Annotated in this window: 23 protein-coding genes and 1 tRNA gene; 10 read left to right on the top strand and 14 right to left on the bottom strand. The window is 58.8% G+C overall.

Annotated features, from left to right (window positions below; genetic code table 11):
* Positions 1 to 67: 67 nt before the first annotated feature.
* Positions 68 to 1,051, bottom strand: a complete 984-nt coding sequence (locus tag V8J85_RS11590; protein ID WP_339953905.1) for a hypothetical protein — start codon at positions 1,049 to 1,051, stop codon at positions 68 to 70.
* A 215-nt stretch (positions 1,052 to 1,266) separates the two neighbouring features.
* On the opposite strand from V8J85_RS11590, the gene V8J85_RS11585 reads away from it, so the two are divergent.
* Positions 1,267 to 1,617: a hypothetical protein gene (locus V8J85_RS11585; protein WP_445285898.1), complete on the top strand. Its 351-nt coding sequence runs from the start codon at positions 1,267 to 1,269 to the stop codon at positions 1,615 to 1,617.
* A gap of 68 nt (positions 1,618 to 1,685) precedes the next feature.
* On the opposite strand, the gene V8J85_RS11580 is transcribed toward V8J85_RS11585, so the two are convergent.
* Positions 1,686 to 1,759: transfer RNA gene (locus V8J85_RS11580), tRNA-Cys, on the bottom strand.
* 128 nt (positions 1,760 to 1,887) lie between these two features.
* On the opposite strand from V8J85_RS11580, the gene V8J85_RS11575 reads away from it, so the two are divergent.
* From V8J85_RS11575 to V8J85_RS11565, 3 genes are all read left to right on the top strand, one after another.
* Complete coding sequence (locus V8J85_RS11575; protein ID WP_339953904.1) at positions 1,888 to 2,541, top strand: protein-L-isoaspartate O-methyltransferase family protein; 654 nt, start codon at positions 1,888 to 1,890, stop codon at positions 2,539 to 2,541.
* A 63-nt stretch (positions 2,542 to 2,604) separates the two neighbouring features.
* Positions 2,605 to 3,966: a TolC family outer membrane protein gene (locus V8J85_RS11570; RefSeq protein WP_339953903.1), complete on the top strand. Its 1,362-nt coding sequence runs from the start codon at positions 2,605 to 2,607 to the stop codon at positions 3,964 to 3,966.
* A gap of 69 nt (positions 3,967 to 4,035) precedes the next feature.
* Positions 4,036 to 4,629 (top strand): hypothetical protein, encoded by a 594-nt coding sequence (locus V8J85_RS11565; protein ID WP_339953902.1) that lies wholly within the window; start codon positions 4,036 to 4,038, stop codon positions 4,627 to 4,629.
* Here V8J85_RS11565 and V8J85_RS11560 read toward each other — a convergent pair.
* Complete coding sequence (locus V8J85_RS11560; protein ID WP_339953901.1) at positions 4,626 to 6,083, bottom strand: cobyric acid synthase; 1,458 nt, start codon at positions 6,081 to 6,083, stop codon at positions 4,626 to 4,628. The genes V8J85_RS11565 and V8J85_RS11560 overlap by 4 nt on opposite strands.
* Positions 6,084 to 6,134: 51 nt before the next feature.
* Between V8J85_RS11560 and V8J85_RS11555 the strand changes: the two genes are divergently transcribed.
* On the top strand, positions 6,135 to 6,293 hold the full coding sequence (locus V8J85_RS11555; RefSeq protein ID WP_339953900.1) for a hypothetical protein: 159 nt from the start codon (positions 6,135 to 6,137) through the stop codon (positions 6,291 to 6,293).
* A gap of 11 nt (positions 6,294 to 6,304) precedes the next feature.
* A complete protein-coding gene (locus tag V8J85_RS11550; protein ID WP_339953899.1) occupies positions 6,305 to 6,625 on the top strand; it encodes a hypothetical protein in 321 nt (106 codons plus the stop codon).
* A gap of 52 nt (positions 6,626 to 6,677) precedes the next feature.
* Here the strand turns inward: V8J85_RS11550 and V8J85_RS11545 are convergent, their stop codons facing one another.
* On the bottom strand, positions 6,678 to 7,001 hold the full coding sequence (locus V8J85_RS11545; RefSeq protein ID WP_339954187.1) for a DUF6280 family protein: 324 nt from the start codon (positions 6,999 to 7,001) through the stop codon (positions 6,678 to 6,680).
* Between the two features lie 222 nt (positions 7,002 to 7,223).
* Here V8J85_RS11545 and efp point away from each other — a divergent pair, with 222 nt between their 5' ends.
* Positions 7,224 to 7,787 carry an elongation factor P gene (gene efp, locus V8J85_RS11540; RefSeq protein ID WP_339953898.1) on the top strand — a complete coding sequence of 188 codons (564 nt, stop codon included), beginning with the start codon at positions 7,224 to 7,226 and terminating at the stop codon, positions 7,785 to 7,787.
* A 150-nt stretch (positions 7,788 to 7,937) separates the two neighbouring features.
* Here efp and V8J85_RS11535 read toward each other — a convergent pair whose 3' ends face one another.
* From V8J85_RS11535 to V8J85_RS11525, 3 genes are all read right to left on the bottom strand, one after another.
* Positions 7,938 to 9,578: a BCCT family transporter gene (locus V8J85_RS11535; RefSeq protein WP_339953897.1), complete on the bottom strand. Its 1,641-nt coding sequence runs from the start codon at positions 9,576 to 9,578 to the stop codon at positions 7,938 to 7,940.
* Between the two features lie 282 nt (positions 9,579 to 9,860).
* Positions 9,861 to 10,598, bottom strand: a complete 738-nt coding sequence (ygfZ, locus tag V8J85_RS11530; RefSeq protein WP_339953896.1) for a CAF17-like 4Fe-4S cluster assembly/insertion protein YgfZ — start codon at positions 10,596 to 10,598, stop codon at positions 9,861 to 9,863.
* Positions 10,591 to 12,381, bottom strand: a complete 1,791-nt coding sequence (locus V8J85_RS11525) for an ABC transporter ATP-binding protein (protein WP_339953895.1) — start codon at positions 12,379 to 12,381, stop codon at positions 10,591 to 10,593. Before V8J85_RS11525 ends, ygfZ begins: the two co-directional genes overlap by 8 nt.
* A gap of 122 nt (positions 12,382 to 12,503) precedes the next feature.
* Here V8J85_RS11525 and V8J85_RS11520 point away from each other — a divergent pair, with 122 nt between their 5' ends.
* Positions 12,504 to 13,682 (top strand): pyridoxal-phosphate-dependent aminotransferase family protein, encoded by a 1,179-nt coding sequence (locus tag V8J85_RS11520; RefSeq protein WP_339953894.1) that lies wholly within the window; start codon positions 12,504 to 12,506, stop codon positions 13,680 to 13,682.
* Positions 13,683 to 13,716: 34 nt separating this feature from the next.
* Here V8J85_RS11520 and V8J85_RS11515 read toward each other — a convergent pair whose 3' ends face one another.
* From V8J85_RS11515 to V8J85_RS11495, 5 genes are all read right to left on the bottom strand, one after another.
* Positions 13,717 to 13,899 (bottom strand): hypothetical protein, encoded by a 183-nt coding sequence (locus tag V8J85_RS11515; protein WP_339953893.1) that lies wholly within the window; start codon positions 13,897 to 13,899, stop codon positions 13,717 to 13,719.
* A gap of 30 nt (positions 13,900 to 13,929) precedes the next feature.
* Entirely contained in the window at positions 13,930 to 15,045 is a 1,116-nt protein-coding gene (locus V8J85_RS11510) for a pyridoxal phosphate-dependent aminotransferase (protein ID WP_339953892.1), read from the bottom strand.
* A 256-nt stretch (positions 15,046 to 15,301) separates the two neighbouring features.
* A complete protein-coding gene (locus V8J85_RS11505) occupies positions 15,302 to 15,694 on the bottom strand; it encodes a hypothetical protein (protein WP_339953891.1) in 393 nt (130 codons plus the stop codon).
* A 92-nt stretch (positions 15,695 to 15,786) separates the two neighbouring features.
* A complete protein-coding gene (locus V8J85_RS11500) occupies positions 15,787 to 18,882 on the bottom strand; it encodes a valine--tRNA ligase (protein ID WP_339953890.1) in 3,096 nt (1,031 codons plus the stop codon).
* Positions 18,883 to 19,091: 209 nt separating this feature from the next.
* A complete protein-coding gene (locus tag V8J85_RS11495; RefSeq protein WP_339953889.1) occupies positions 19,092 to 19,469 on the bottom strand; it encodes a COG4315 family predicted lipoprotein in 378 nt (125 codons plus the stop codon).
* A 189-nt stretch (positions 19,470 to 19,658) separates the two neighbouring features.
* Between V8J85_RS11495 and V8J85_RS11490 the strand changes: the two genes are divergently transcribed.
* Together V8J85_RS11490 and V8J85_RS11485 are read left to right on the top strand one after the other, a co-directional pair.
* Positions 19,659 to 21,959: a xanthine dehydrogenase family protein molybdopterin-binding subunit gene (locus tag V8J85_RS11490; protein WP_339954186.1), complete on the top strand. Its 2,301-nt coding sequence runs from the start codon at positions 19,659 to 19,661 to the stop codon at positions 21,957 to 21,959.
* A complete protein-coding gene (locus V8J85_RS11485) occupies positions 21,946 to 23,007 on the top strand; it encodes a DUF2235 domain-containing protein (RefSeq protein ID WP_339953888.1) in 1,062 nt (353 codons plus the stop codon). Before V8J85_RS11490 ends, V8J85_RS11485 begins: the two co-directional genes overlap by 14 nt.
* Before the next feature lie 49 nt (positions 23,008 to 23,056).
* Here V8J85_RS11485 and V8J85_RS11480 read toward each other — a convergent pair whose 3' ends face one another.
* Positions 23,057 to 23,539: a PaaI family thioesterase gene (locus tag V8J85_RS11480; RefSeq protein WP_339953887.1), complete on the bottom strand. Its 483-nt coding sequence runs from the start codon at positions 23,537 to 23,539 to the stop codon at positions 23,057 to 23,059.
* 35 nt (positions 23,540 to 23,574) lie between these two features.
* Complete coding sequence (gene metF, locus V8J85_RS11475) at positions 23,575 to 24,441, bottom strand: methylenetetrahydrofolate reductase [NAD(P)H] (RefSeq protein ID WP_339953886.1); 867 nt, start codon at positions 24,439 to 24,441, stop codon at positions 23,575 to 23,577.
* Between the last annotated feature and the right edge of the window lie 3 nt (positions 24,442 to 24,444).

The raw sequence follows: 24,444 nt of genomic DNA, 5'->3' as shown, positions 1-24,444 counted from the left end.
ATGTGGAACGGATGATTCCGTTCTTGCGTGATCTGTTTTCACGCCATGCACAGGGCGACTTGATGCCTTAACGCATCCAGAATCCGGCGGCCTTGATCTTGTTGCGTAGCGCCTTTTCCTTGCGGGGCAGGTTATTCTGGTCGAACAACGCCCGGACTTTCTGCCCCCGGCCTTGATAGATCATCCGCTTGAACGGATCGTATTGCTTGAGCCACTTCTTGATTTTGTTTGGCGCGGCCACGCTTTCCAGTGTTGCGACCACCTGATCGGCCTCTCGCGCATAAAGCAGGGGCAGGGTCCGGTAGTGGCAAGTGACATCGCCATCTAACCCTGACAGCTCGGGCCCGGGCCGGCCGCCACCGAAACTATGGATCACCAACGGTAGCACGACCTGATCAAGCCAGGGATCCAGCGGTTGGATCACCAATTCTTCGGGCGGATTGTCACGGATCGATACGGCGTAGTCCGTAAAGCGCTGTCCAAATGCCAGAGGATCCGACCCAAAGAACCAGCCCGCGTTGAAATAAAGATACCGCTCCCAATACTCATCGGGCTGCGACAGGTCGAGCGAACCATCGAAATCCAGCCCGAACCGATCGTAAAGCGATTTCCAGATCGCGGTGTAGCCCGGCCAATACAGCTCTTCGACGGGCCAAGTTCCTTCGCGGCGCATCGATGCAGCGGGGCGGCTGAAGTCGAACGGAACTGCCGCCAGATCACCGGTGACGAGCGTATCGGTGTCGAAAAACACAAAGGGTTGATCGGCGGGCAACGCGGCGAGTGCCTCGATCTTGTTTCCGTGTGGGTAGTTCTTGCCGAAGTGCCGGGATTCAAAGGGTACGATCACCGCACCCAAAGTCTCCAACACCTCCTTGATCGCGGCGGACATGCGCGGGTTCCGATCCCATCGCGGCCCTTCCTGTGGCTCGGCAACATATAGTGTTCCGGTAAAGTCCGGGCTGCCATGGCGCAGTGATGCCGCGAACAAGACGGCTTCGTATTGCAACCGCCCGGCCTGGCCGACGATCAGGATGTTGAATGGTTGAGCCATGTCGCCTTTGATCTTGTCTTTCCCGTCTTGCTCTAGCGTTGGTCCCGCTTAGTGACAACTGTGACGGTCACTGTGGACCCCGTATCAGGGAATATTGCGGCGGACGGCAACTTTGATTTTGAAGCGATTACTCGCGCGTTGTTGGCCCAGGCAGGCAGCGAGGGCATTATTACGGCAAAAATCTCGTTCTAAGCCAAAACAAAACCGATAAGGCTTTGGTCTTGCCCTGCACGGAAAACCTGAAACGCGCACTTTCTCTTGAGAAAAGGCGCCTTGCAGGAACGCCCCACCCGGCCCGCCATATCCTGACTAACCGCGATGGATCCGCGATGCAGTACCGGCGTGTGGCTACCTTTATGCGAGACGAGCGGAAACGGTTGGGCCTTACGGAGTACGATCAACAAGCGCTTCGACACCGTGGCGTGATGGCATTGGCGTGGGCAGGATGCACGGATGAAGAAATCGCTTCATACTCCGGTCACACGACGATGGCGATGATCCGAAAGTATGCAGGCCAGGCCAGACAGGTCATGCGCGCCCGTCAGTCAGCGAAAAAACGTCGGTGAACAGAACAGGACCAGAAAAGGAAACTGATACCTTTTTGGACCGTAAATCTGTAAACCATTGAAAAGATTGGAGGCGAGTACCGGAATCGAACCGGTGTACACGGATTTGCAATCCGCTGCGTCACCACTCCGCCAACTCGCCGCCATGCGTGCGGATATACCATGCCTCCATCTGGCGCAAGACATCTCGGATCCTGTCGATGCCCGTTGCTGACCGCGCGCTTCTGTGGCATGAACCGGCAACGCTTGTGAACGAAAGAGACCGTTTCCGTGAGTGATTTCATAGCCCGCCGCACCATCATGGTCGATACTCAGGTCAGACCTTCTGACGTGACCAAATTCCCGATCATCGACGCGATGCTCGATGTCCCGCGAGAGGCGTTCGTGCCTGCAAATCTGCGCGAGGCCGCGTATCTTGGCGAAAACCTCGAAATCGGCGGCGAGCGCGTGCTGCTGGAACCGCGGACGCTGGCCAAGATGCTGGATGCATTGAATATTCAGCCCGGATATGTCGCACTCGATATCGGTTGCGGGTTGGGTTATTCGACCGCGCTTCTGGCACATATGTGTGATTTCGTGGTGGGCCTTGAAGATGATGATGACCGTGCGGAAGAGGCGCAGTCGCTACTTTCGGAACATGGCATTGACAATGCCGCCGTGGTCCATGGACCGCTGGCGGAAGGCGCGGCGAAATCCGGTCCTTATGATGTCATCCTGATCCAGGGCGCGGTCGAGGCCGTGCCCGAAGCCTTGTTGGGCCAGCTTCGCGAAGGGGGCCGGATCGCCTGCGTATTCGCCGAAGGTGCACTGGGTGTCGTTCGGATCGGGCACAAAATCGACGGTCGCATGACTTGGCGCTTTTCATTCAATGCCGGGGCGCCTGTGTTGCCGGGCTTCCACAAACCTGCGGCCTTCACACTTTAGCATTGGTCCCAGCGCTCGCTTACTGTATCTAAAGGGAAAAATAGAACAAAGAGGCGCAGGACAATGATGAAGCGGGCGAAATGGGCGGCCGTCGCCGTCGCGTTATGTATGGGTTTCGGGGGCGTTGCGCGCGCCGAAACCCTTGCTGACGCGCTTACCTCGGCCTACAATAATTCCGGACTGTTGGACCAGAACCGCGCCTTGTTGCGCGCAGCCGACGAAGACCTCGCGCAGGCCGTATCAGCGACCTTGCCGGTTCTGTCATGGCTTTTCACCGCCAGTAATACGCGCCCAAACAACACACCGGGGGCCGAACTTCTACAGGCCAGTGCCCGGCTGAATGCATCGCTGACGATCTATGATGGCGGGGCCAACCGGCTGGGGATCGAGGCGCAAAAGGAAACGATCCTCGGCACCCGCCAATCACTGCGCTCGGTTGAGCAGGACGTTTTGCTACGTGCCGTTCAAGCGTATATGAACGTGCGCCGAGACAGCGAATTCGTCTCGCTTCGCCAGAACAACGTGCGCCTGATCACGCAAGAATTCCGTGCCGCCCAAGATCGATTCGAGGTGGGTGAGGTCACGCGCACCGACGTCGCCCTCGCCGAGGCCCGCCTTGCTGCTGCCCGCAGCCAGCTCGCCGCTGCAGAAGGTACCCTTGCCCGGTCGATCGAGGAATTCCGCGCCGCAGTCGGTCGCTCTCCGCAAAACCCGACCGAGGTGTCGCCCGCGCCGGTCTCGCGCAGCGAGGCGGACGCCAAGGGTTTCGCGGTCCGTAATCACCCCAATATCCTCGAAGCGCAGCACGCCGTCAGCGCGGCAGAGCTGAACATCGAACGGGCCGAGGCCGCGATCCGACCGAATGTCACGCTGGAAGGGTTCGTGGCGACGGATCCGGATTGGGATGAATCCCGCCAGCTGAGTCTTCAGGCGACGGGCCCGATCTATAGCGGCGGTCGCCTGTCCAGCCAGGTACGCCAGTTCATGTCGCGCCGCGATGCGGCCCGCGCCGGGTTACTTGTCACCGTCCAGGGGATCGAACAACAGGTCGGCAACGCCTATTCCTTTCTTTTGGTCGCCCGCGCCTCGCGTACGGCGTCCGACCAGCAGATCCGCGCCGCACGGGTGGCGTTCCAAGGCGTTCGTGAAGAGGCGACGCTGGGGTCCCGCACAACGCTTGACGTGCTGAATGCCGAACAGGAATTGCTGGACGCACAGGCCAACCTGATTTCCGCCCAGGCGGAAGAGGTTGTCGCCTCTTACCAGGTGCTTGCTGCAATGGGTCTTATGACCGCCGATCATCTGCGTTTGCCGGTCCAGCAATACGATCCGGCCCAATACTACAATCTCGCCAAACAGGCTCCGGTCACGGTGTCTCCCCAGGGCGAGGCATTGGACCGTATCTTGCGCGCGATTGGCGATTAACCGCTTGTTGTTTGAACCGTGTGATTGCGCTACGTTTTTTCGGGCGGGGGCGCAATCGCAGGATTCGGAATGTCTGACGAAGCGAAGTCCAATGAAATCGACGAGGTTATGTCGTCAGTCCGAAAGCTGGTCAGCAAGACCGAGCGTAACGCCGACAATGACGGCGGGCGTCTTCTTTTGACCCCGGCCCTGCGCGTCGAGGGCAATTCGTCCAACGCCGCGAACGGCTCCGCGCCGCAGAACAATGTGCTGCAACTCGATGCGTCCCGTGCGGTCGAGAGTAACGGTCTGGAAGACACGCTCGCCGAACTCGAAGCGGCGATGACCGACGCCCCGGAAGAGTGGGAGCCGGAGGAAACGGAAACCTTCGATGAAACGTCATGGGCCGTCAGTGCTATCGCGGCACAAGCGGAGCAGGGTGAGGAGGACGGCGTGGAAGAAGACGAACCAGTCCTTCCGGCCGAGGAGGAGCCCGATCCGGCCGCCGAACTCGCCGAATTTTTCCAACAGGATATGCCCAAAGACAAAGAGGCCTTGCGCGAAATGATCGTCCAGATCATGCGGGACGAACTGAGCGGCGAAACCGGCGAACGGATCACGCGGAACGTGCGCAAGCTGATCCGGCGCGAGGTGAACCAAATTCTCGCCATGCGTGACCTTTAGGGCGAAATCTTGGTGGCCAAGTCCAGCAGAGCGGTGACATCCAGATTGGTCTCCAGATGCGTCGCCAAATCATCCAGGGTTCTGTCCACCCCGTCTTGATAGGCATAATCGGTCGCCGGTTGGTCAAACCGCTGCAGAAAAGTATTCCGAAACCCGTCCGCCGAGAACAAGCCGTGCAGATAACATCCCAGAACCTTGCCATCCGGTGATGCCGCACCAACTGCGTGTCCGTTCATTTCAAGCCATGCATGCTTGCAATCCGGCCCATCGGTATCCCCGATATGGATTTCATAGCCCGCCACGGTATCGCCGCTTGGGCGATAAATGGCCGCTGTCCGGGCCAGCCGTTTCTCGGGCTTCATCACCGTCTGTATATCCAGCATGCCCAACCCGTCGACCACGCTCGGTGGGCCTTCGATCCCCTCGGGATCGGCAATGGTCCGTCCCAACATCTGATAGCCGCCGCATACCCCCAGAATCTGCCCACCGCGACGTCGATGCGCCTGCAGGTCGACGTCCCAGCCCTGAACACGAAAATCCGCAAGATCGGCGATGGTCGATTTCGAACCAGGAATGATCACAAGATCCGCGTCGCCGGGCAGGGGGCGTCCGGGCGGGATGATGTCGACACTGACGTCCGGCATCGCTGACAACGGATCAAGGTCATCGAAATTCGCGATCCGGTTCAGCCGCGGCACGGCGATTTTGATCGCCCCACCCGTGCGGCTGGCGATATCCATCACATCCTCTGCAGGCAATCGCCACGCATCCGCGAACCACGGTACGATCCCGAAGGGTGACCATCCCGTCCGCGCGGCGATGATATCCATACCGTCAGCAAACAGGGTAGGATCGCCGCGAAACTTGTTGATGACAAAGCCACGGATCAGCGCGCGATCCTCCTCCGACAAGACGGCATGCGTCCCCACCAACTGCGCAATCACGCCACCCCGGTCGATATCGCCCACCAGAACAACCGGCACATTCGTTGCCATCGCAAAGCCCATATTAGCGATATCGCCTGCGCGCAGGTTCACCTCTGCGGGACTGCCAGCGCCCTCGATGATGATCAGATCGCGACCGTTGGCCAGCCGATAGAAGCTCTCCAACACACGCGGCATCAACGCCGCTTTCTGTTTGCCGTAATCCCGCGCTTTCAACGTGGCAAAACGCTTGCCTTGGACAATGACTTGCGCACCGGTGTCGGTCTCGGGTTTCAGTAAAACGGGGTTCATGTCGATCAGCGGCTCAAGACCACAGGCCATCGCCTGCAAGGCCTGCGCCCGCCCGATCTCGCCCCCGTCGGATGTCACGGCGGCGTTATTCGACATATTCTGCGGCTTGAAGGGCGCCACCGACAAACCCCGGCGGGTCAGGGTCCGCGCCAGACCCGCGACCAGCATGGATTTTCCGACATTCGATCCGGCACCCTGGATCATGATTGCTCTGGTCATCGGGGCTCCTTTCCTTACGGTCATAAAAGGGCCCGCGATGAGGGGAAAGAGATGAACACACCGGCACATCTTATTTTCGGGATGACCGCCTTTGGCAGGTCGGGGCAGGTTAAGGTCACCGCAGCTGCCTTGTTCGGAGCGCTGTTGCCGGATCTGTCGCTTTACCTTCTTGCGGGCTGGCACCTCAACATCCTCGGGACATCGCCCTGATCGTCGGGCTGATGGCGCGATCACCCGTGATGATCGCACTTTGCGGTGCGGCGCTCCTGCATCTGTTTCTCGACTTCCCGCTCCACCATGACGACGGCAGGGCGCATTTCTGGCCGCTCACCAACTGGATATTTCAAAGCCCGGTCAGCTATTGGGACCGAAACCATTATGGCAATATCGCCGGCCCACTTGAAATAGTCCTGTCGTTGGGGTGTTGCGTGATCCTTTGGCGGCGGTTCCGGCATGTCGCCATGCGGGGGCTGATCGCCGTGCTGGGCGCGATGGAGTTCGCTCCGGTCATCTTGTGGACGCTTATGTTCGCAGGACCCTGAAACGAAAAATGCGGCCCCGCAGGACCGCATCTTCCAAACTATGAAACGTAAATCAGGCCGCTTGCGCCTCTTGCAATGCCGCATTGCGCCGTTCGCTTTCCTCGCGGGACAAAGCGACAGAGGTGCGCACACCCTTGCCGACGAATTCCATCAGGCCGGATACGACCCGTTCATTGGGATCGATCCCGGCGCAGGAAAGAACTTCGCGGCCATCACGAGAGCGCGCCCAGCGGGCAATCTGCTCGGGGCCGTTGCCATATTTCTTGTCATCTGCGATTGCGTCATCCAACGCAGCCAGGACAACAGCGGCGAACAGCTTCCGGGCACGGTTGCCTTGTTCGTTGTTGAACGCTGTACCGTCGACGAAGTCTTTCATCATGTTTCCCTATTTTTTGTTCTTGTCTTCCGCGTGACCGTCAATATGCCCTTTTGAGTCCGATTCGGGGGCTCAATTTTGGAATGGCAGCCATGCGTTTTTCGCATAGCTAACCAATGGTCTTTGGCATATTTCGTGATCTTGCAAGACACCCACCGGCTAGATATAGCGAGGCTCATGTATCAATCAACCTTTCGACACCATTCTGACACAAAGTGACGCATGCCCAAGATCAACGGTAATGAAATTCGCCCCGGCAACGTTCTCGAGCACGATAATGGCTTGTGGAGCGCCGTGAAGGTCGATCACGTAAAGCCTGGCAAAGGCGGTGCCTTTGCACAGGTCGAGCTGAAAAACCTGCGTGACGGGCGAAAACTGAATGAACGCTTCCGCTCTGCCGATAAAGTTGAACGGGTCAGGCTGGACCAGAAAGACCAGCAATTTCTGTTCGAGGCCGACGACATGCTGACATTTATGGACAGCGAAACCTACGATCAGATCGCTCTGCCTGCCGATATCCTCGGTGACCGGCGCCCGTTCCTGCAGGACGGGATGATCGTGCAAATCGAATATTATGGCGAAGAGGCGCTGAATGTGAGCCTGCCCCAGAAAGTGATCTGCAAAGTGGTCGAGACCGAGCCAGTGGTAAAAGGCCAGACGGCGGCGAACAGCTTCAAACCGGCAGTGTTGGATAACGGCGTGCGCGTAATGATCCCACCCTTTATCGGACCGGATGAGGATATCGTGGTGAATACTGAGGCGTTTGAGTATGTGGAGCGGGCGTAATTGCCGCGAATACCAGCTCAGAACAGTATATACCAAACAACCAGCGACGTACCGGCACGGAATTGGTTCCGGTAGAGTTGATGCAACGATAGGCAATGTTCAACTATGCCGACTGCATCGCCACGCGGGCGGTGCAGTCGGATCATGATATCAGGCCTTCTGCAGTTCGCTGGCAAGGCCGCGCCAAATGCACCAGCACATCAGCAGCAGGACAACGGTGAACAACAGCCCGGTCGAAATGACCATTGATTGCAATGCAGCCAAGCCGCCGCCGACCAAAAGCGCAATGGCGACTGCGCCTTCGAAGATGCACCAGAACACACGTTGGGGAATTGGTGCGTCAATCTTACCGCCAGCCGTGATCGTATCGATCACCAGCGAACCGGAATCCGATGACGTCACAAAAAAGACGATGACCAGCACGATCCCCACGAAAGAGGTGATCCCGGCCAATGGCATCGGTTCCAGCATCTTGAATAGCTGCAGCGGCAGGTCGGCATCCTGCGCAGCGGTGTAGCCGTCAGCCAGCACCTGATTGATCGCGGCGCCACCAAAGATCGCCATCCACGCGATACAAACGAATGATGGAATGATCAGTACACAGGTCACGAATTCGCGTACTGTGCGCCCGCGACTGACGCGCGCGATGAACATGCCGACGAAAGGCGACCAGCTGATCCACCAGGCCCAGTAGAAGGCCGTCCAGCCTTGGCTGAAGTTCACATCGGCCCGCCCGAACGGGTTCGACAAGGCGGGCAGGAAGGTGAAATAGGCTAGCAGGCTGTCCCAGAAGAAAGTCAGAAGGAACAAGGTCGGGCCGACAAGCAACACGAACACGGCCAGCAATGCGGCCAGCCCCATGTTGATCTCCGACAATATCTTGACACCACCATCAAGGCCGCGCATCACCGAAATCAGCGCGACTGCGGTGATCGCTGTGATCAAGACAACTTCCGACGTCGTGCCGATCGGCACACCGAACAGCGCATTCAGACCGGCATTCGCCTGTGTGGCCCCAAAACCCAGCGATGTGGCAAGGCCGAACAAGGTCGCGAAAACCGCGATGATGTCGATGATATGACCGGGCCAACCCCAGACACGCTCGCCCAAAATCGGATAAAAGGCCGAGCGGATCGTCAGTGGAAGGCCTTTGTTATATGTGAAAAGTGCCAGCGCCAGCGCAACTGTCGCGTAAATCGCCCACGGGTGCAGACCCCAGTGAAAGATGGTGGCGGCCATGCCCAGGCGAACCGAAGCCGCCTCGTCCCCGCTTGCCCCACCCAAAGGAGCCCAATCCGTGCGCAGATCGTTTTCGATCGCAGTTTCGCCGAATGCCGTCGAAAAATGAGTCAACGGCTCGGACACGCCGTAAAACATCAATCCAATCCCCATACCCGCTGCGAACAGCATCGCGAACCAGGCGGGATAACCGTAATCAGGTGTCGCATCCGTCCCGCCAAGGCGGACGGATCCGTATGGCGTGACAATCAGCAAAAGTGCAAAGATCACCACAAGGTTGGCCGATCCCAACAGGAACCAGTCAAAGTTCTTGGTCGTGAAATCGAACATGGCCGAGAAGATCGCAGCGGCCTGTTCGGGTAGCGCGAGGGTGAAGAACACAAAGGCCACAACGGCTAGCCCGGAAATCAGAAAGACAGGATTGTGAATATCCAGCCCAAATGGCCCTAAGCTGCCCTGAATATTGTCCTGACCGATTTCATAATCGGTTGTGATGACCTCGCTGTGACCTTCCGGTTCGGGAATGCCCGTATCAACGCTTGCATCTGTCATGAAGTGCTCCGCAAATATGCGACAAACAGCAAAATTGGGCAGACCTATGCCTGCTTAGGACGCTGTTCGCGACTGACGGCCACCCCAATCAGGGCCGCGCATCTGATTTAAGATTTGACCGGTTACTTAACAAAAATAACGATCGGACGCGACCCGGTTTTCCGATTTTCTTGCAAGTTATGGAACATTTTTGCGCATCGTAGGTTGAAACGTTACGCCCCAATGTTTTGTTTTAAAAGAATTATTCCGACTGCCTTTTCGGCAGAGATCTCAGATCACGAATCAGGGCGCGATCATTTTCAATGTCGCGTTTCCGGCTTGCATTTTTTTCTCCGCCCGATCGAACCGCAGATAGGCGATAGCTTTGTCGCCTGACATCGTGTGCAAAGTGCCCACGGATTTGTCGTTTGCGGTGATCGCGTCGCCCGACGTGGCAGATCCATCCACAGTGACCTGTGCCAGCCCTTTTTTCAGGATTGTCTTGTGCTTCATGCGGGCGACGATTTCCTGACCGACGAAACAGCCTTTCCTGAAATCGACGCCATTCAGGCGTTCAAACCCCGCCTCGAGAATGTAGGTCTCGGGTGTCAACTCAATACCCGTGGCGGGGATCACGTGCGCGACACGCAATGCATCCCAATCGATTTGCTGGCCGATATCGGTCGGACCATAGGCCCGCCATCCCATGGCAGTATGTCGCGGATCGGCCATTGCGCCCGCTGGTGCGTCACCGGTGCCGCGCGAGACGATCAAATCGGTTTCCGCCAGTGCCACATCGGCCCGCAGCTTGTACATCGACAGGCGTTGAAACAGCGTCTGCGCAGCGCTAGCCGACACATCGATCAGCAAACGGTCTTTTTCGACGACGACGAAAAAGTCGGCTATGAACTTGCCCTGCGGTGTCAGCAGGGCGGTATAGACGATCTCTCCAACCGGCTGGTCAACGTCGTTGGTCACCAGTCCCTGCAAGAATCCCACACGATCCGCGCCGCCAAGTGCAAGAACCGTCCTATCAGTCATTCGCGCCCTCATCCGATGTCTTGAATTGTATGTTATACAGATCGGCATAGATGCCGCCGCGATCAAGTAGCTCATCATGCGTCCCTTGATCGACGACACGGCCTTGATCCATCACCACGATGGAATGCGCGCTGCGGATGGTCGACAGGCGGTGCGCGATGACCAGCGTCGTGCGCCCGGTCGACAGCTTTTCCAGAGCTGCCTGCACGATCGCCTCGGATTTGGTATCGAGTGCGCTCGTAGCCTCGTCCAACAGCAGGATCGGTGTATCCCGCAACAACGCGCGCGCAATGGCGACCCGCTGCCGTTGACCGCCCGACAGGTTCGATCCGCGCGGTCCGGCGGGACTATCCAATCCATCTGGCAGTTGCGAAAGAAAATCACTGACATGGGCGGCATCGAGGACGTCGTTCAGCGTTGCCTCGTCCACATCGTCACGGCCCAGCAGGATATTGTCGCGCAAGGTTTCATCGAACAGCGTCGCATCTTGCGTGACGACCGAGAAAAGCCCGCGCAGTTCGTCCAACGCCATGGCATCGATCGGGGTCTCTGCGATACGAACGCTGCCGCTGGCCGGCTCTACAAGGCGGGTCAGCACGTTGAATACCGTGCTTTTTCCTGCGCCCGATGCCCCGACCAGCGCTGTCGTCTGGCCCGCCGCGGCCACAAAGCTCGCCCCACGCAGCACCGGCAGATCACCATAGTGCAGCGCGACATTCTTCAAAACGACCTCTGGCGCGCCCTCGGGTACGGCTGCGGGCGTCGGGGGGGATAGGATTGATGGCTTGATCTTCAGCACCGATTGAAGCCGCTCAGCGCTGGCTGCTGCCATCTGCCACTGCCCGCTGAGCGCACCAAGCCGTCGCAGCGGATCAAAGGCCAGACCGATCGCGGTGAAAAACCCCATGAATTGTTCGAGCGTTTTTTCGCCCGCGATGATTTCGGATCCGCCGTAAAGCAGGACGCCGAAAAATCCGATGCCCGTCATGACGTCGATCAGCGATGGCACCGCTGCGGTGCCTGCCGCGGCCTTGACGTTGACATCGATCGCCTGGCGCAGCAGCTCGTCGTAGCGCCGGGCCTGATATCGCTCGAGAGAATTCAGCTTGATCGGATTGATGCCGTGAAAAACTTCATCCAGCCGCGTCGATATCCGCCCTGCAATCACCCGCGCCTTGTGCGAGCGTCTGCGAATATATTGTTGCACCAAAAGCGACGGCAGCACGAGAAGGGGAATGCCGATGACCGCCATAAGCGTCCAGCGCCAGTCGATCCACAACGCCACGGCCATCAGGCTGACGAGCGCGATGAGATCGCGCCCGAACGCCGTCAGAATTTTCCCCCAGACCGAATTGATCGCATTCACATCGCCCTGCACCCGCTCGATCAACTGTCCCGGCGGGTTGGTTTGATAAAATGCGCTGTCCAGCGTCATCAGATGCCGCAACAGGTCCTTGCGCATGGCGGCAGAGGCAAGTTGACGTATGTAGGAAAGAAGGATTTTGTGGGCCGCCGAGGTGATTGCGCGCAGAATGAAAATTCCCATCACAATCAGGCCGACCAGATAAAGACCTTCCCAGTTCCCACCGGACGAAAACTCTTCGAACATCGGGACGACCATACGCGCCAGCAGACCAAGCGAGGCTCCTTCAAGGCTCATCAATATCAATGCGATGATCAGCTTGCCCTTGTGGAAGCGCAGATAGTCTTTCCACAGCCACCAGAACAGCTTGGTTGCCGATTGAGGGCGGGCGGATTTCTTTGATGTCTTGGCTTTTGCCATCCCGGGCCCTTTGCGGCATGAGGTCCGTTTCGTCTAATCGCAAATCGCGAGGCAGGGCAAGGTTGACGCGGGTCGGTGTGCCGATAGTGTCGGGCAGGCTGATCATTTGAAAGTCTTGCCCCATGTCCCTATCACAAGGTCGCGCCTACCTCGCCATTCCCGGTCCATCCGTCATTCCAGACGAGGTATTGCAGGCGATGCATCGCGCTTCGCCCAACATCTACGAGGGCGAGTTGCATGAGGTCACGCATAGTCTGATCCCCGATTTGAAGCGCGTGGCAATGACCGATGGTCAGGTTGCCATCTACATCGGTAATGGCCACGCCGCGTGGGAGGCGGCCTTGGCCAACGTGCTGAACCCCGGTGACACGGTGCTCGTCTTGGCGACAGGCCGCTTTTGCATCGGCTGGGGTGAGATGGCCGCTGATCTGGGGATGAAGGTCGAAACGCTGGATTTCGGGGCGCAGGCACCGATTGATCTGGCGCGGATCGAAGCGGCATTGGCCGCTGATACAGCCGGGCGGATCAAGGCTGTGCTGGCTGTCCACGTGGATACCTCGACCAGCGTCAAGAACGATATCCCGGGTCTGCGCGCGGTCATGGATGAGGTTGGTCATGATGCCTTGCTGATGGTGGATTGCATCGCCTCTCTGGGCTGCGACCGGTTCGAGATGGACGGTTGGGGCGTCGATGTGATGGTCGCCGCCTGTCAGAAAGGTTTGATGACGCCCGCCGGAATCGGTTTCGTCTGGTACAATGACGAAGCGGATGCGCGCCGCCCTGCGCTGGTCAGCCGCTACTGGGATTGGCGAACCCGGACAGAGCCCGAAGAGTACTATCGGTATTTCGACGGAACCGCGCCGACACATCATATTTATGGTTTGCGCAAAGCGCTGGACATGATTTTCGCCGAAGGGCTGGATCATGTTTTTAGTCGGCATGAGGTGTTGGCGCGCGCGATCTGGGCGGCCTTCGATCGCTGGGCGCATCCTGACGGGATGCGGTTGAATGTCGCTGACCCGGTCGCGCGATCGCACGCAGTGACATCCGTGGCCATGCGCTCACCCGATGGCGACCGGTTGCGTCGCTGGTGTGAAGCCGAATGCGGCCTGACCTTGGGGATCGGGCTTGGCCGTGATCCGGCGGATGCGTATTTTCGGATTGGCCATATGGGTCACGTGAACGGGCACATGATCATGGGTGTGCTTGGCACATTGCAGGCCGGGCTTGTTGCGCTGGATATTCCGCATGGGGTAGGGGCGCTGGATGCGGCTGCGGGGGTGATTGCGGGTGGGTTGTAACCCGCTCCGGCCTCCGTAGCCTTTCGCGACCGATCTATCGTTGCAATGCTCGCCCGACCCACCGAAACACGTGATCGAGGCCATAAGCCGTCAGCACCACCCAAGTATATCCCAAGGCCGCTGCGATCATCCAGAACACCATGAAGAGGAACACGCCAAGCGTGGCAAGAAACGCATCGGTGTAGTCTTCAACGCTTTGTCGCGGTTCATAGGCCATGGCGGTCAATTAACGTCGTGCGGCCAAAGTTCACCCCAATTCCGCGTGAGCATCGGCAAGCGCTTTGGGAAGCGCCGCGGCAAAGGCAGAAAGCTGCGCGTCGGTGCCACAACTGACCCGGATACAGCGATCCCCGGGCGCCACAAATGGCATCCGCACGAAAATGTGGCGGGCGATCAGACCTTGCAGCACGGCGCGGGCGAATGCGCCGTCCCGGCCACAATCCACGGTGACGAAGTTCGTGGCAGAGGGGAGGACGGTCAGGCCGTTCTCGGATGCAATAGCGGCGATCCTGTCGCGTGAATTCGCGACCTCTTGCCGGACATGGGTAAGCCAAGCCTGGTCCTGCAGTGCCACCAGCGCACCAGCCTGTCCAATCCGCGACATGCCGAAATGATTACGGACCTTGTTGAAGGCGTCGATGAGCACGGCATGGCCAATCGCATAGCCGACACGACAGCCTGCCAGCCCGTATGCCTTGGAAAAGGTACGCATGCGGACAAGGTTGGGCTGGTCGATATCAATCGCGGGCGCGGTGCCTTCGGGGGCAAGTTCGATATACGCCTCATCGAGGATCAGCAGGCAGTTTTCAGGCAGCGCGGCGATCATGGCATTGATTTTGGCCGCTGCATGCCAAGACCCCATGGGATTGTCAGGATTGGCGAGGTAGATGAGCTTGGCTTTGACCTCTTTCGCCGTTGCGATCAGCGCATGCAGGTCTTCATGGTCATCCTTGTAAGGGATCTTGTGCAAGTCGCCGCCGAACCCCGCCACGTGGTAATTGAAGGTCGGATAGGCACCGTCGGAGGTGACGACCGCGTCACCGGGGCTGATGAAAAGCCGAACCAGCAGGCCGAGTAAACTGTCGATCCCTTCGCCGATCATGATGTTTTCGGGCGGGATGCCGTGATGTGTAGCCACCGCGTGCCGCAGATCGTGGCTTTCGGGATCGGGGTACATCCAAGCCTCGGATGCTGCCTTTTGCATGGCTGCTATGGCTTTGGGGGACGGGCCGAACGTGGATTCGTTGGCGCCAAGCCGCGCGACAAAGGGTGCGCCCATGGTCCGTTCCTGCGCTTCGGGGCCGACGAAGGGGACGGAGGCAGGCAGGCTTTTGGCGAGCGGGGTCAATAAAGGTCTTTTCATGGCGTTACTATGCGGTCGGTTGAAAAAGGCGCAACCGTTCATATATGAGAATCGTTCGCAAACACGTGTTCCGTCCCCCCGGAACGCGAAATGGAGGCCCCATGAAGATCAGTCGACGCGGATTTTTAGTGAGTTCGGGCGCCGCCATGACCATCCGCTCCCTGCCCAAAGCGGGCGGGCGGCGGATATTGACGCTTGTGTATGATAAGGCGCTGGGCGGGTTGCGTGCTGTGGAGCGGGTTGTGTGGTGACCCCCCTACTCGCTTCTTTCCAAACGTAGATGAAAACACCGGAATTTTGCATCGGGAACTTTGTGGGCGAAATAGAAACGTGTTTCGCCGTTTCCACTATTGTCGAGCTGGCTCGAAAAAGTAGTAAGATTGCTGTTAGTCTTTGGGTCCATTCGCCAATGTGTCACATTCGGTAAGAGATCTCCCTCTCCGTCGTAGATATCGCAGCGGATCATGTGCCCGAAATCGGTGTTCGGGATGGTGATCTGATAAGGGTGGGCCATGACGAATGGGAAAGTTCTCACCTCAAAGTCATCAATCTCTTCGTAGATAACCTCGGTCAGGGCACTTGTCGTCCAGAGTGAACTCGCAGCAAGGGCAAGCACAAAAACTAGCGATGCGTTGCGTTTTCTGGTCATTGTGTTTCCGTTGAAACCCTTCGTAGCACAACTAATATATGTGAACTTCGTCAGCATTGAGGCCCCGGATTGAATCCGGGGCTGCGTTGGGCTTAGCCGATCTCTTGCAGCCGTGCGATGGCGGCTTTGATCTGGGTTTCCTCGTTTTCCCGCAGGCTCAGGTTTTCTCGGGCTTCGGCGACGACCTCATCCGGCGCGGACTCGACAAATTTGGGGTTGTTCAGACGCCCTCGCAATCCACCCAGTTCCTTGGCCAGCTTCTGCAGCGTTTTCTCCAACCGCGTGATTTCCTCGTCCACGTCAATCAGGTCGGCGAGGGGGATGCCGAAGGTGCCGCCTTCCATCGGGATCGTGACGCAGCCTTTGGGGAAGCTGTCCACATGGGTCAGGCTTTCGATCCGCGCAAGGCGCTGGATCAGCGTCTGGTTCTTGTCCCAGGCGGCCTGGCCCTTGGCGTCCAGCGCTGTGACCAGCAAGGGCACCTTGGCCCCGGCGGGCACGTGGCTTTGCGCGCGGGCAGAGCGGGTGTTTTCGATCAGGCCGATGACCCAGTTCATCTCCCGGTCGGCCTCGGCGTCCACCAGTTCGCTGCCATAGGTTGGCCAGTCGGCGTGGACGAGCATTTTGGACCGTGCCTCGGCCAGCCCCCACAGCTCTTCGGTGATGAAGGGCATGATCGGGTGCAAGAGGATCAGGCATTGGTCGAGGACCCAGCGCAGGGTCTGTTCCGTCTCGCTCTTGGCCGCCGCATCATCGCCCTGCAGGATGGGTTTGGAGAATTCCAGATACCAGTCGCAGACCTTGCCCCAGGTGAAGGCGTAAAGCGCGTCGGCGGCGTCGTTGAAGCGGTATGCCTCGAGCGCCGCATCGACCGTTTCGCGGACCTTGCCGGTCTCGCCGATGATCCATTTGTTCAGCGTTTGTGTGGCTTCAGGCCGGACGGTGTTGCCGGGATAGACGATCTCGTAATGCTCGGCGAAGCTGAAGGCGTTCCAGAGTTTTGTGCCGAAATTCCGGTAGCCTTTGATCCGGTCTTCGCTGATTTTCAGCACGCCCCCGATGGCTGCCATGGCCGCGTTGGACATGCGCAGCGCATCAGCGCCGTAGCTATCAATCATGTCGAGCGGGTCGATGACGTTGCCGCGGGTCTTGGACATTTTCTCGCCCTTGGCGTCGCGTAGGAGTTGGTGGAGGTAGACGGTATGGAACGGGTCATCCTTGAGAATGGCCCGCGACATCATCATCATGCGCGCGACCCAGAAGAACAGGATATCCTGCCCGGTGATCAAGACGTCACCGGGGAAGTATTTCATCGCCGGGTCGTCGTTTGGCCAGCCGAGGGTGCCGAAGGGCCAGAGGCCGGATGAGAACCAGGTGTCGAGAACGTCCGGGTCGCGGTAGATTGGTAAGACATACTCGTCATCTCCAATTCCATCGCGATACTGATCCATCGCTGTACGCTCGTCTTCTGTAACAACCACTCGGATCGGCGGCGATGACCTTTTTTGCGCTGCATCATTGTAAGCCTTTGTGGCCATCTCGGTTGCTAGTTCTTGGGTTGGCGCGCAAAAAGCCTGCCATGTGACGCCTCGGTCAGTATCTCCCGGGGAGTTGTCGGTCACAGAAAGGAAGTATTTTCCTTCAAGTATTTTAGGCCCATACCAAACCGGGATCTGGTGGCCCCACCAGAGTTGGCGCGAGATGCACCAGGGTTCGATGTTTTCCAGCCAGTGGTAGAAGACCTTTTCGCCGCTTTCGGGCATGATCTTGACCCGGCCTTCGCGGACGGCGTCGAGCGCGGGGCCAACGATTTTGGTGCTGTCGACGAACCATTGGTCGGTCAGCATCGGCTCGATCACGACCTTGGAGCGGTCGCCGAAAGGCTGCATGATTTTTTTGGCTTCGACGTAGGGGATGGTTTCCGGCACCTCCGTCTGGTCGCCGTCCCGATCAAACGCGGCATCGTAGGCTGGGTTCGCAATCATGACCGCGTTGCCCTCTGCCGTGATGTCGGCGACGACGCGTTTGCGGGCTTCGAACCGGTCGAGGCCGCGATATTCATCTGGGACCAGATTCATGGCGGCGATCATGTTTTCGTCGAAATCCTGTTCGCCGTTGGCGATGGCCAGCGCAGTGGCCGCCTCTTCCGCGTAAGGCTTCCCGTCCGCCCGCATGGCACCCTTCGTATCCATCAGGTTGTACATCGGGATGTTGCCGCGCTTGGCAACTTCATAGTCGTTGAAGTCATGCGCGCCGGTGATCTTGACGGCACCAGAGCCGAAATCGGGGTCTGGGTAAGGGTCAGTGATGATCGGGATCAGGCGGCGGTGTTCTTTTGGGCCAACCGGAATTTCGCAAAGCTTGCCGACGATAGGGGCGTAGCGGTCATCTTTTGGGTTCACCGCAACGGCACCGTCGCCCAGCATCGTCTCAGGCCGGGTCGTGGCGATGGAGATGTAATCGCGCGTTTCGCGCAGGGTGACGTTTCCGTCTTCGTCCTTCTCGACATATTCATAGGTCTCGCCACCGGCGAGCGGGTATTTGAAGTGCCACATGTGACCGTCAACCTCGATATTCTCGACTTCGAGGTCGGATATCGCGGTTTCAAAATGCGGGTCCCAGTTGACGAGGTATTTTCCACGATAGATCAGGCCCTTGTTATACATTTCGACAAAGACTTTGAGGACGGCGTCGTGGAAATTGCCGGGCTTTTCGGTCGCGGGGGCGCTTTCGGCGCCGGACATGGTGAAGGCGGAGCGTTCCCAATCCATCGAGTCGCCCAAACGCCGCGCCTGCTGTTCGATGACGCCGCCATTGTCGGCCTTCCAGTCCCAGACCTTGGCGAGGAATTCGTCGCGTGGCATTTCGGACCGTTTCCGGTTCTCGCCCTTTTCGGCCATGTCCTTTTCGACCATCAGCTGGGTCGCGATCCCCGCATGATCGAGCCCCGGCTGCCAGAGCGTGTCATAGCCCTGCATCCGCTTCCAACGGGTCAGGATATCCATCAGCGTGTGGTTGAAGGCGTGGCCGACATGGAGGTGGCCGGTGACGTTTGGGGGCGGGAGCTGGATGCAGAATGTCTCGTCCCGTGACGCATTGGCGCCGGCTTTGAAGGCACCGGACTCTTCCCACATCTTGTAGAGGCGCGGTTCGGCCTCGGCGGCGTTGAATGTCTTTTCCATCGGCATGATCGGATGTCCCGTTTCGGTTTCGGGTCAGATAGCCGAGGGGGCGGGGGAGGGAAAGGGTTTGTGGGTCCCGGATTATGTCCGGGCGTGCGTCGTAAGTGCTGAAGGAATGCTGGTGTCAAAAAAGCGACCTGCCGTTGGGACAAACGACAGGCCGCGCACTTGATAACAATTCACGTCTTGGAAATGCTTGTGAGGGAAAATTCGGTTTATGGCCGCGCGAGGTGCCAGTTGCCGCCAACACCGTCACCGGTGATATCGCCAGGGCGACGATCGTTCACCCACAGATACAGCGGCTGGCCTTTATAGGCCCATTGCTTGGTGCCGTCATCGCGGGTGATCGCCGTGAACCCATTGGCCTCGTCGGCATCTGCAGGGGCGGCGAGTGGTGGCCAGTTGACGGCGCAGCCGCCATTGCAGGCCGACGAGGTCGCTGTGTCGGGGTCGAATGTGTAAAGGCTCATGCCGCTTTCATCGACCAGCACGCCGTTGGCCTGGCCAACCGGTGCCGTGGCGTGGCCAGCGGCATAGGATTCACAAGCCGACAGGCCGACGACAAGGGATAGTGCAATCAGGGACATTTTCATGGTTTCTCTCCGTCTCTCTTTGGTTTTTCTGTACCGGCTCATCTGCCGGTCATGAGGGTTACGCGAGGACGCGGAGGTTTATTCTGAGATTATGCGATTTTTTTTGCAGTGGTCGTTTTGCGGCAATCGCTGGACAACGGATATAGGCGATCTAGGGTGGGCCGCATGCAAAGATTGAAAGGCCATTCCATGGAAAAGTTCGGCAAAAGCCAGTCGGTCAAGCGGGTAGAAGATGTGCGGCTTTTGACGGGCCACGGTCGCTATGTGGATGATATCGCCCCGACGGATGCGTTGGTGGCCTATTTCCTGCGTTCGTCCGTCGCACATGGTGAGATTGCCGCACTGGATATCGACGACGCGCGGCAAATGCCCGGGGTGCATCTGATATTGACGGTGGCCGACCTTGAGGAGGCCGGTGTCGACATCGCGTTGGCCGGAACGACGGTCAAAAACCGCGACGGATCGCGCGGTGCGGCGCCACTACGCCCGCTGCTGGCCAAGGATCGCGTGCGCCATGTGGGCGAGGCGGTCGCCATGATTGTCGCCGATGACATGGCCGCGGCAAAGGACGCTGCCGAGGCGATAGGTTTGGATATCGACGATCTGCCGGTTCATATGGATCTGGCCGTCGGCGGCAATGCGATTCACCCCGAAGCGCCCGAGAATCTGGCCTTTGACTGGGGCCTTGGCGATGAGCCAGCGACCAAGGCCGCGATCGCGGATGCAGCGCATGTGGTGACGGTCGATGTGTTCGATAACCGCGTGATCGTGAACGCGATGGAGGCACGCGGATGCTTTGCCGAGATCACTGATGGCCGCCTGCACTTTGCCTTCGGTGGCCAGGGTGTCTGGGGCATGAAGTCCGATCTGGCCAAGCATCTGGGGATGGAGGCCGAGGATATCCGCGTGACCAACCCCGATGTCGGTGGTGGCTTTGGCATGAAGGCGATGCGCTATCCCGAATATATCTGTGTCGCCCACGCAGCGCGGGCACTGGGCCGTCCAGTGCGCTGGTTCTCGGAGCGGACCGAGGCGATGCTGTCCGACAATGCAGGTCGTGATCTGACCAGCACGGCAACACTTTCCTTTGATGCTAACTATAAGATCACGGCCTATCACCTTGATACCATGGCGAATATGGGCGCTTATAATTCGCAATTCGCGCAGGCGATCCAGACCGATCTGTTCGCCAAGGTGTTGATGGGCACCTATGACGTGCAGACCGCCTACATGCGGACACGTGGCGTGTTTACCAATACAACACCAGTCGATGCCTATCGTGGGGCGGGACGGCCAGAGGCGATTTTTGTGTTGGAACGGGTGATGGACGAAGCGGCGCGTAAGCTGGGCGTAGACCCTTGGACGCTGCGCGAAAAGAACTTCATCCTGCCTGCGCAGTTTCCCTATACGACCGTATCAGGGGTTACCTACGATGTGGGTGATTTCATGCAGGTGCTGAATGCGGTTGCGCGTGACGCGGATCGTGACGGTTTGGCTGGACGCAAGGCTGCGTCTGCCGCTGCGGGCAAGCTGCGCGGGCAGGGGCTCTGCTACTACATCGAAAGCATTCTGGGTGATCCTGCCGAGACGACGACAGTGGAGTTTGTAGACAGCGGCGCCAAGATTTTCGTTGGCACCCAGTCGAACGGGCAGGGGCATGAGACGGTCTATGCGCAATTCCTGTCGGATCAGACCGGTATTCCCGCGGATCAGATTACCGTTGTACAAGGTGACAGCGATCAGATCGCCACAGGCGGTGGTACGGGTGGATCGCGGTCCGTTACAGTGCAGAATACGGCAACACTGGCGACGGTCGAGATCATTCTGGCCGAATTCAGCGCATTCTTGGCCGAACAGGAAGGCGTCGACGTCGGCAAGGTCAGCTTTGACGATGAACGCTTCCGCATCGCCGGGTCGAACCTGACGCCGACGATGCTGGAGGTCGCCGATATGGCGCGCGACGCCGGTCGTGATGACCTTCTGACCCAATCGGCGCGGATCAAACTGGATAACCGCAGCTTTCCCAATGGTGCCCATGTGGCCGAGGTCGAAATCGATCCCGAAACCGGTGTTGTCACCGTCGACCGCTATACGGTCGTCGATGATTTCGGTAACCTCATCAATCCGATGCTGGCCGAAGGACAGGTGCATGGCGGCGTGGCCCAAGGGATCGGGCAGGCCCTGACCGAAAGGGTGGTGTTCGATGAAGACGGCCAACTGCTCACCGCAAGTTTTATGGACTATGGGATGCCGCGGGCGGATGATATACCAGTGATCGGGTTTTCGACCGAATGTACGCCGTCGCTTTACAATCCGATGGGGATGAAAGGCTGCGGCGAAGCGGGGACCGTGGGGGCGTTGGCCGCTGTGAGTAATGCGGTGATTGACGCCCTGGAAGGAACGGGCGTGAAGCGGATTGACATGCCGTTCACCCCGCACCGAATTTGGGAAGCGTTACAAGAAGCGAAGGGTAACAGTGCCGCTGCGTGATTGGTTCTTTGGGTTATTCGGCCGCGAGGCGCGGACCGAAGAAAGCGGGGTCAGGCACCGCGGCAAGGCCACGCATGTTGTTATCCTCGACGGTACGATGTCGTCGCTTGAGACGGGGCTTGAAACAAATGCCGGGATCACTTTCAAGCTGTTGACCGAGGCGTCACGCACCGCCAACCTGACCGTCTATTACGAGGCGGGCATTCAATGGCGCGACTGGTCGGGCACGTGGAGCGTGATGACCGGGAAGGGCATCAACCGGCAGATCAAGCGGGCCTATGGCGTGCTGGCGTCACGCTATCGACCGGGGGATGAGATCATCCTGATCGGCTATTCGCGCGGCGCTTATGCGGTGCGTTCGCTGGCGGGGGTGATCGACATTATCGGGCTGGTGAAGGCTGATTGCGCAACGGTCCGCGCCGTGCGGCAGGCCTATCGGCATTACCGCACGGGCGCACGCAGCCCTGTCGCGCGGACGTTTCGGGAACTCTACTGTCACCCTGACGTCCAGATCGAGGCCGTCGCCATCTGGGACACGGTCAAGGCACTGGGCCTGCGCCTGCCGATTCTGTGGCGCTGGGCCGAGGCTGATCACCATTTTCACAACCATGCGCTGGGTGGCCATGTGCGCAACGGTTTTCACGCGCTCGCCATCGACGAACGGCGCGAGGCTTATGCACCCGTCCTCTGGACCTGCCCACCCGGGTGGAACGGCCACGTGGAACAAGTCTGGTTCAAGGGCAACCATGCCGATGTGGGCGGGCAGTTGAACAACCGGATACGCTGTCGACCGCTGTCGAACATCCCGCTTGTGTGGGTCCTCGAACGGCTTGAGATGTGCCAGCTGCCGCTGCCAGCGGACTGGCGCGCCCGGTTCCCGCAGGACGCTGCCGCGCCATCGGTCGGGAATTGGGCAGGTTGGTCAAAGATATTCCTGTCGCGCCGCAAACGGATCATCGGGCGCGACCGATCAGAAAGCGTGCATGAAAGTGTCCGCGGCGCACAGGCACCGCCCCAGGAAATATTGTTGGAAGCGGAGAAAACGTGAATGTTGCGCGTCCACTGTGCGATGTTCAGATCAGCGTCTTATTTATGGGTTAATTTCCAACAGCCATAATCAAACACGTCGTCGACCCCGTTGCGTAGACCTTTCCATCCTTAGCCCCCCGAATCTGTCCATGTGCCACGCCGGTTCGCCGGCCCGCGTGGTCGACTTCGCCCACGGCGATTATCTCGGTCCCCAAAGGAATCGCGCGGGTCAGGTTCACCTTGTATTCCAGCGTGGTGTAAATTGATCCTTTCGGCACCGTCGTCATTACGGCGCATGCCATGCAGCTGTCCAGCAACGTGCCATACCAGCCGCCATGCACCCCACCCATCGGGTTCGTGTGGTCGAATTCGGGGGTGCCGCGAAACGTGACGCGGCCGTCGGTGACCTCATCCAAAGAATAATTCAACAGGGCCGAAATAGGCGGGCGTGCAATCTCGCCCCGCAGGATCGCTTGCATGAATTCAAGGCCTGACAGTGACAGGATCGTCGCCTGATCAGGCAGGTCGTCGGGGATTTTGGCAGTGAACATGAAGCCTCTGACATTATTTGCAGCAGGCTTGCCGTTTATGCGACGTTTTGCAACCGCACTTTGGGTGTCATGCCAAGCGCGTGGCACACATCGCGGGTCAATTCCGGCCGGTTGAGCGTGTAGAAGTGCAGGTGCTCGACGCCACCCTGGATCAGATCATCGCAAAGCTCGGTCGCGATGGCGGTCGCCAGAAGGTCGGTGGTCCCATCCCGGGTCGCATGGGCAAAGCCATCAAGGATAACTTGTGGAATATGCGTTCCGCAACTCGCGGTGAATTTCTGGGTGCCGTTCCAGTTTTCGATCGGCAGGATGCCCGGAATGATCGGGGCGTCGATCCCCGCCTTTACACAGGCATCTCGGAAACGAAAGAATGTGTCAGCCTCAAAGAAAAACTGTGTGATCGCAGAGGCAGCACCTGCGTCAATCTTGCGCTTCAGAAACGCGATATCGGCGGCCTGATCAGCGGCCTCGGGGTGCTTTTCTGGATACGCGCCCACGCGGATCGTAAACTTGCCCGTTTCTGCCAACGCGGCGATCAGATCGACCGAATTCGCGAACCCATCGGGATGGGGCGTAAACGTTGCCTCACCTTTCGGCGCATCTCCGCGCAGGGCCACGATCTCGTGCACGCCTTCCTGAGCATAGCTTTCGGCGATCTCCAGCGTTTCCGCCTTCGTCGCGTTCACGCAGGTCAGATGCGCTGCGACGTTCAGACCGCTGGTGCGGTGGATAGTTCCGACGGCTTCGTGCGTCAGCTTCCGCGTGGTACCGCCCGCACCATAGGTGACGGACACGAATGTTGGGTCCAACGGCGCCAGCGTGTTCACACAATCCCAAAGCCGGAACGATCCTTCGAGCGATTTAGGGGGAAAAAATTCGAAAGACACGGATGGGGTGGACATGGG

Source organism: Yoonia sp. 2307UL14-13 (genome assembly GCF_037572755.1).
Taxonomy (GTDB): Bacteria; Pseudomonadota; Alphaproteobacteria; order Rhodobacterales; family Rhodobacteraceae; genus Yoonia.
The sequence above is the reverse complement of the archived record's forward strand: the minus strand, read 5'-3'. Positions and strand labels throughout refer to the sequence as shown.

Coding starts and splice junctions, on each gene's coding strand:
- V8J85_RS11500 (WP_339953890.1), bottom strand. CDS start 18,882: ATGCCGATGGAAAAGACATTCAACGCCGCCGAGGCCGAACCGCGCCTC.
- V8J85_RS11495 (WP_339953889.1), bottom strand. CDS start 19,469: ATGAAAATGTCCCTGATTGCACTATCCCTTGTCGTCGGCCTGTCGGCT.
- V8J85_RS11525 (WP_339953895.1), bottom strand. CDS start 12,381: ATGGCAAAAGCCAAGACATCAAAGAAATCCGCCCGCCCTCAATCGGCA.
- V8J85_RS11520 (WP_339953894.1), top strand. CDS start 12,504: ATGTCCCTATCACAAGGTCGCGCCTACCTCGCCATTCCCGGTCCATCC.
- V8J85_RS11490 (WP_339954186.1), top strand. CDS start 19,659: ATGGAAAAGTTCGGCAAAAGCCAGTCGGTCAAGCGGGTAGAAGATGTG.
- V8J85_RS11560 (WP_339953901.1), bottom strand. CDS start 6,083: ATGACCAGAGCAATCATGATCCAGGGTGCCGGATCGAATGTCGGAAAA.
- V8J85_RS11565 (WP_339953902.1), top strand. CDS start 4,036: ATGTCTGACGAAGCGAAGTCCAATGAAATCGACGAGGTTATGTCGTCA.
- V8J85_RS11505 (WP_339953891.1), bottom strand. CDS start 15,694: ATGACCAGAAAACGCAACGCATCGCTAGTTTTTGTGCTTGCCCTTGCT.
- ygfZ (WP_339953896.1), bottom strand. CDS start 10,598: ATGACTGATAGGACGGTTCTTGCACTTGGCGGCGCGGATCGTGTGGGA.
- metF (WP_339953886.1), bottom strand. CDS start 24,441: ATGTCCACCCCATCCGTGTCTTTCGAATTTTTTCCCCCTAAATCGCTC.
- V8J85_RS11510 (WP_339953892.1), bottom strand. CDS start 15,045: ATGAAAAGACCTTTATTGACCCCGCTCGCCAAAAGCCTGCCTGCCTCC.
- efp (WP_339953898.1), top strand. CDS start 7,224: ATGCCCAAGATCAACGGTAATGAAATTCGCCCCGGCAACGTTCTCGAG.
- V8J85_RS11535 (WP_339953897.1), bottom strand. CDS start 9,578: ATGACAGATGCAAGCGTTGATACGGGCATTCCCGAACCGGAAGGTCAC.
- V8J85_RS11480 (WP_339953887.1), bottom strand. CDS start 23,539: ATGTTCACTGCCAAAATCCCCGACGACCTGCCTGATCAGGCGACGATC.
- V8J85_RS11545 (WP_339954187.1), bottom strand. CDS start 7,001: ATGAAAGACTTCGTCGACGGTACAGCGTTCAACAACGAACAAGGCAAC.
- V8J85_RS11550 (WP_339953899.1), top strand. CDS start 6,305: ATGGCGCGATCACCCGTGATGATCGCACTTTGCGGTGCGGCGCTCCTG.
- V8J85_RS11555 (WP_339953900.1), top strand. CDS start 6,135: ATGAACACACCGGCACATCTTATTTTCGGGATGACCGCCTTTGGCAGG.
- V8J85_RS11570 (WP_339953903.1), top strand. CDS start 2,605: ATGATGAAGCGGGCGAAATGGGCGGCCGTCGCCGTCGCGTTATGTATG.
- V8J85_RS11515 (WP_339953893.1), bottom strand. CDS start 13,899: ATGGCCTATGAACCGCGACAAAGCGTTGAAGACTACACCGATGCGTTT.
- V8J85_RS11590 (WP_339953905.1), bottom strand. CDS start 1,051: ATGGCTCAACCATTCAACATCCTGATCGTCGGCCAGGCCGGGCGGTTG.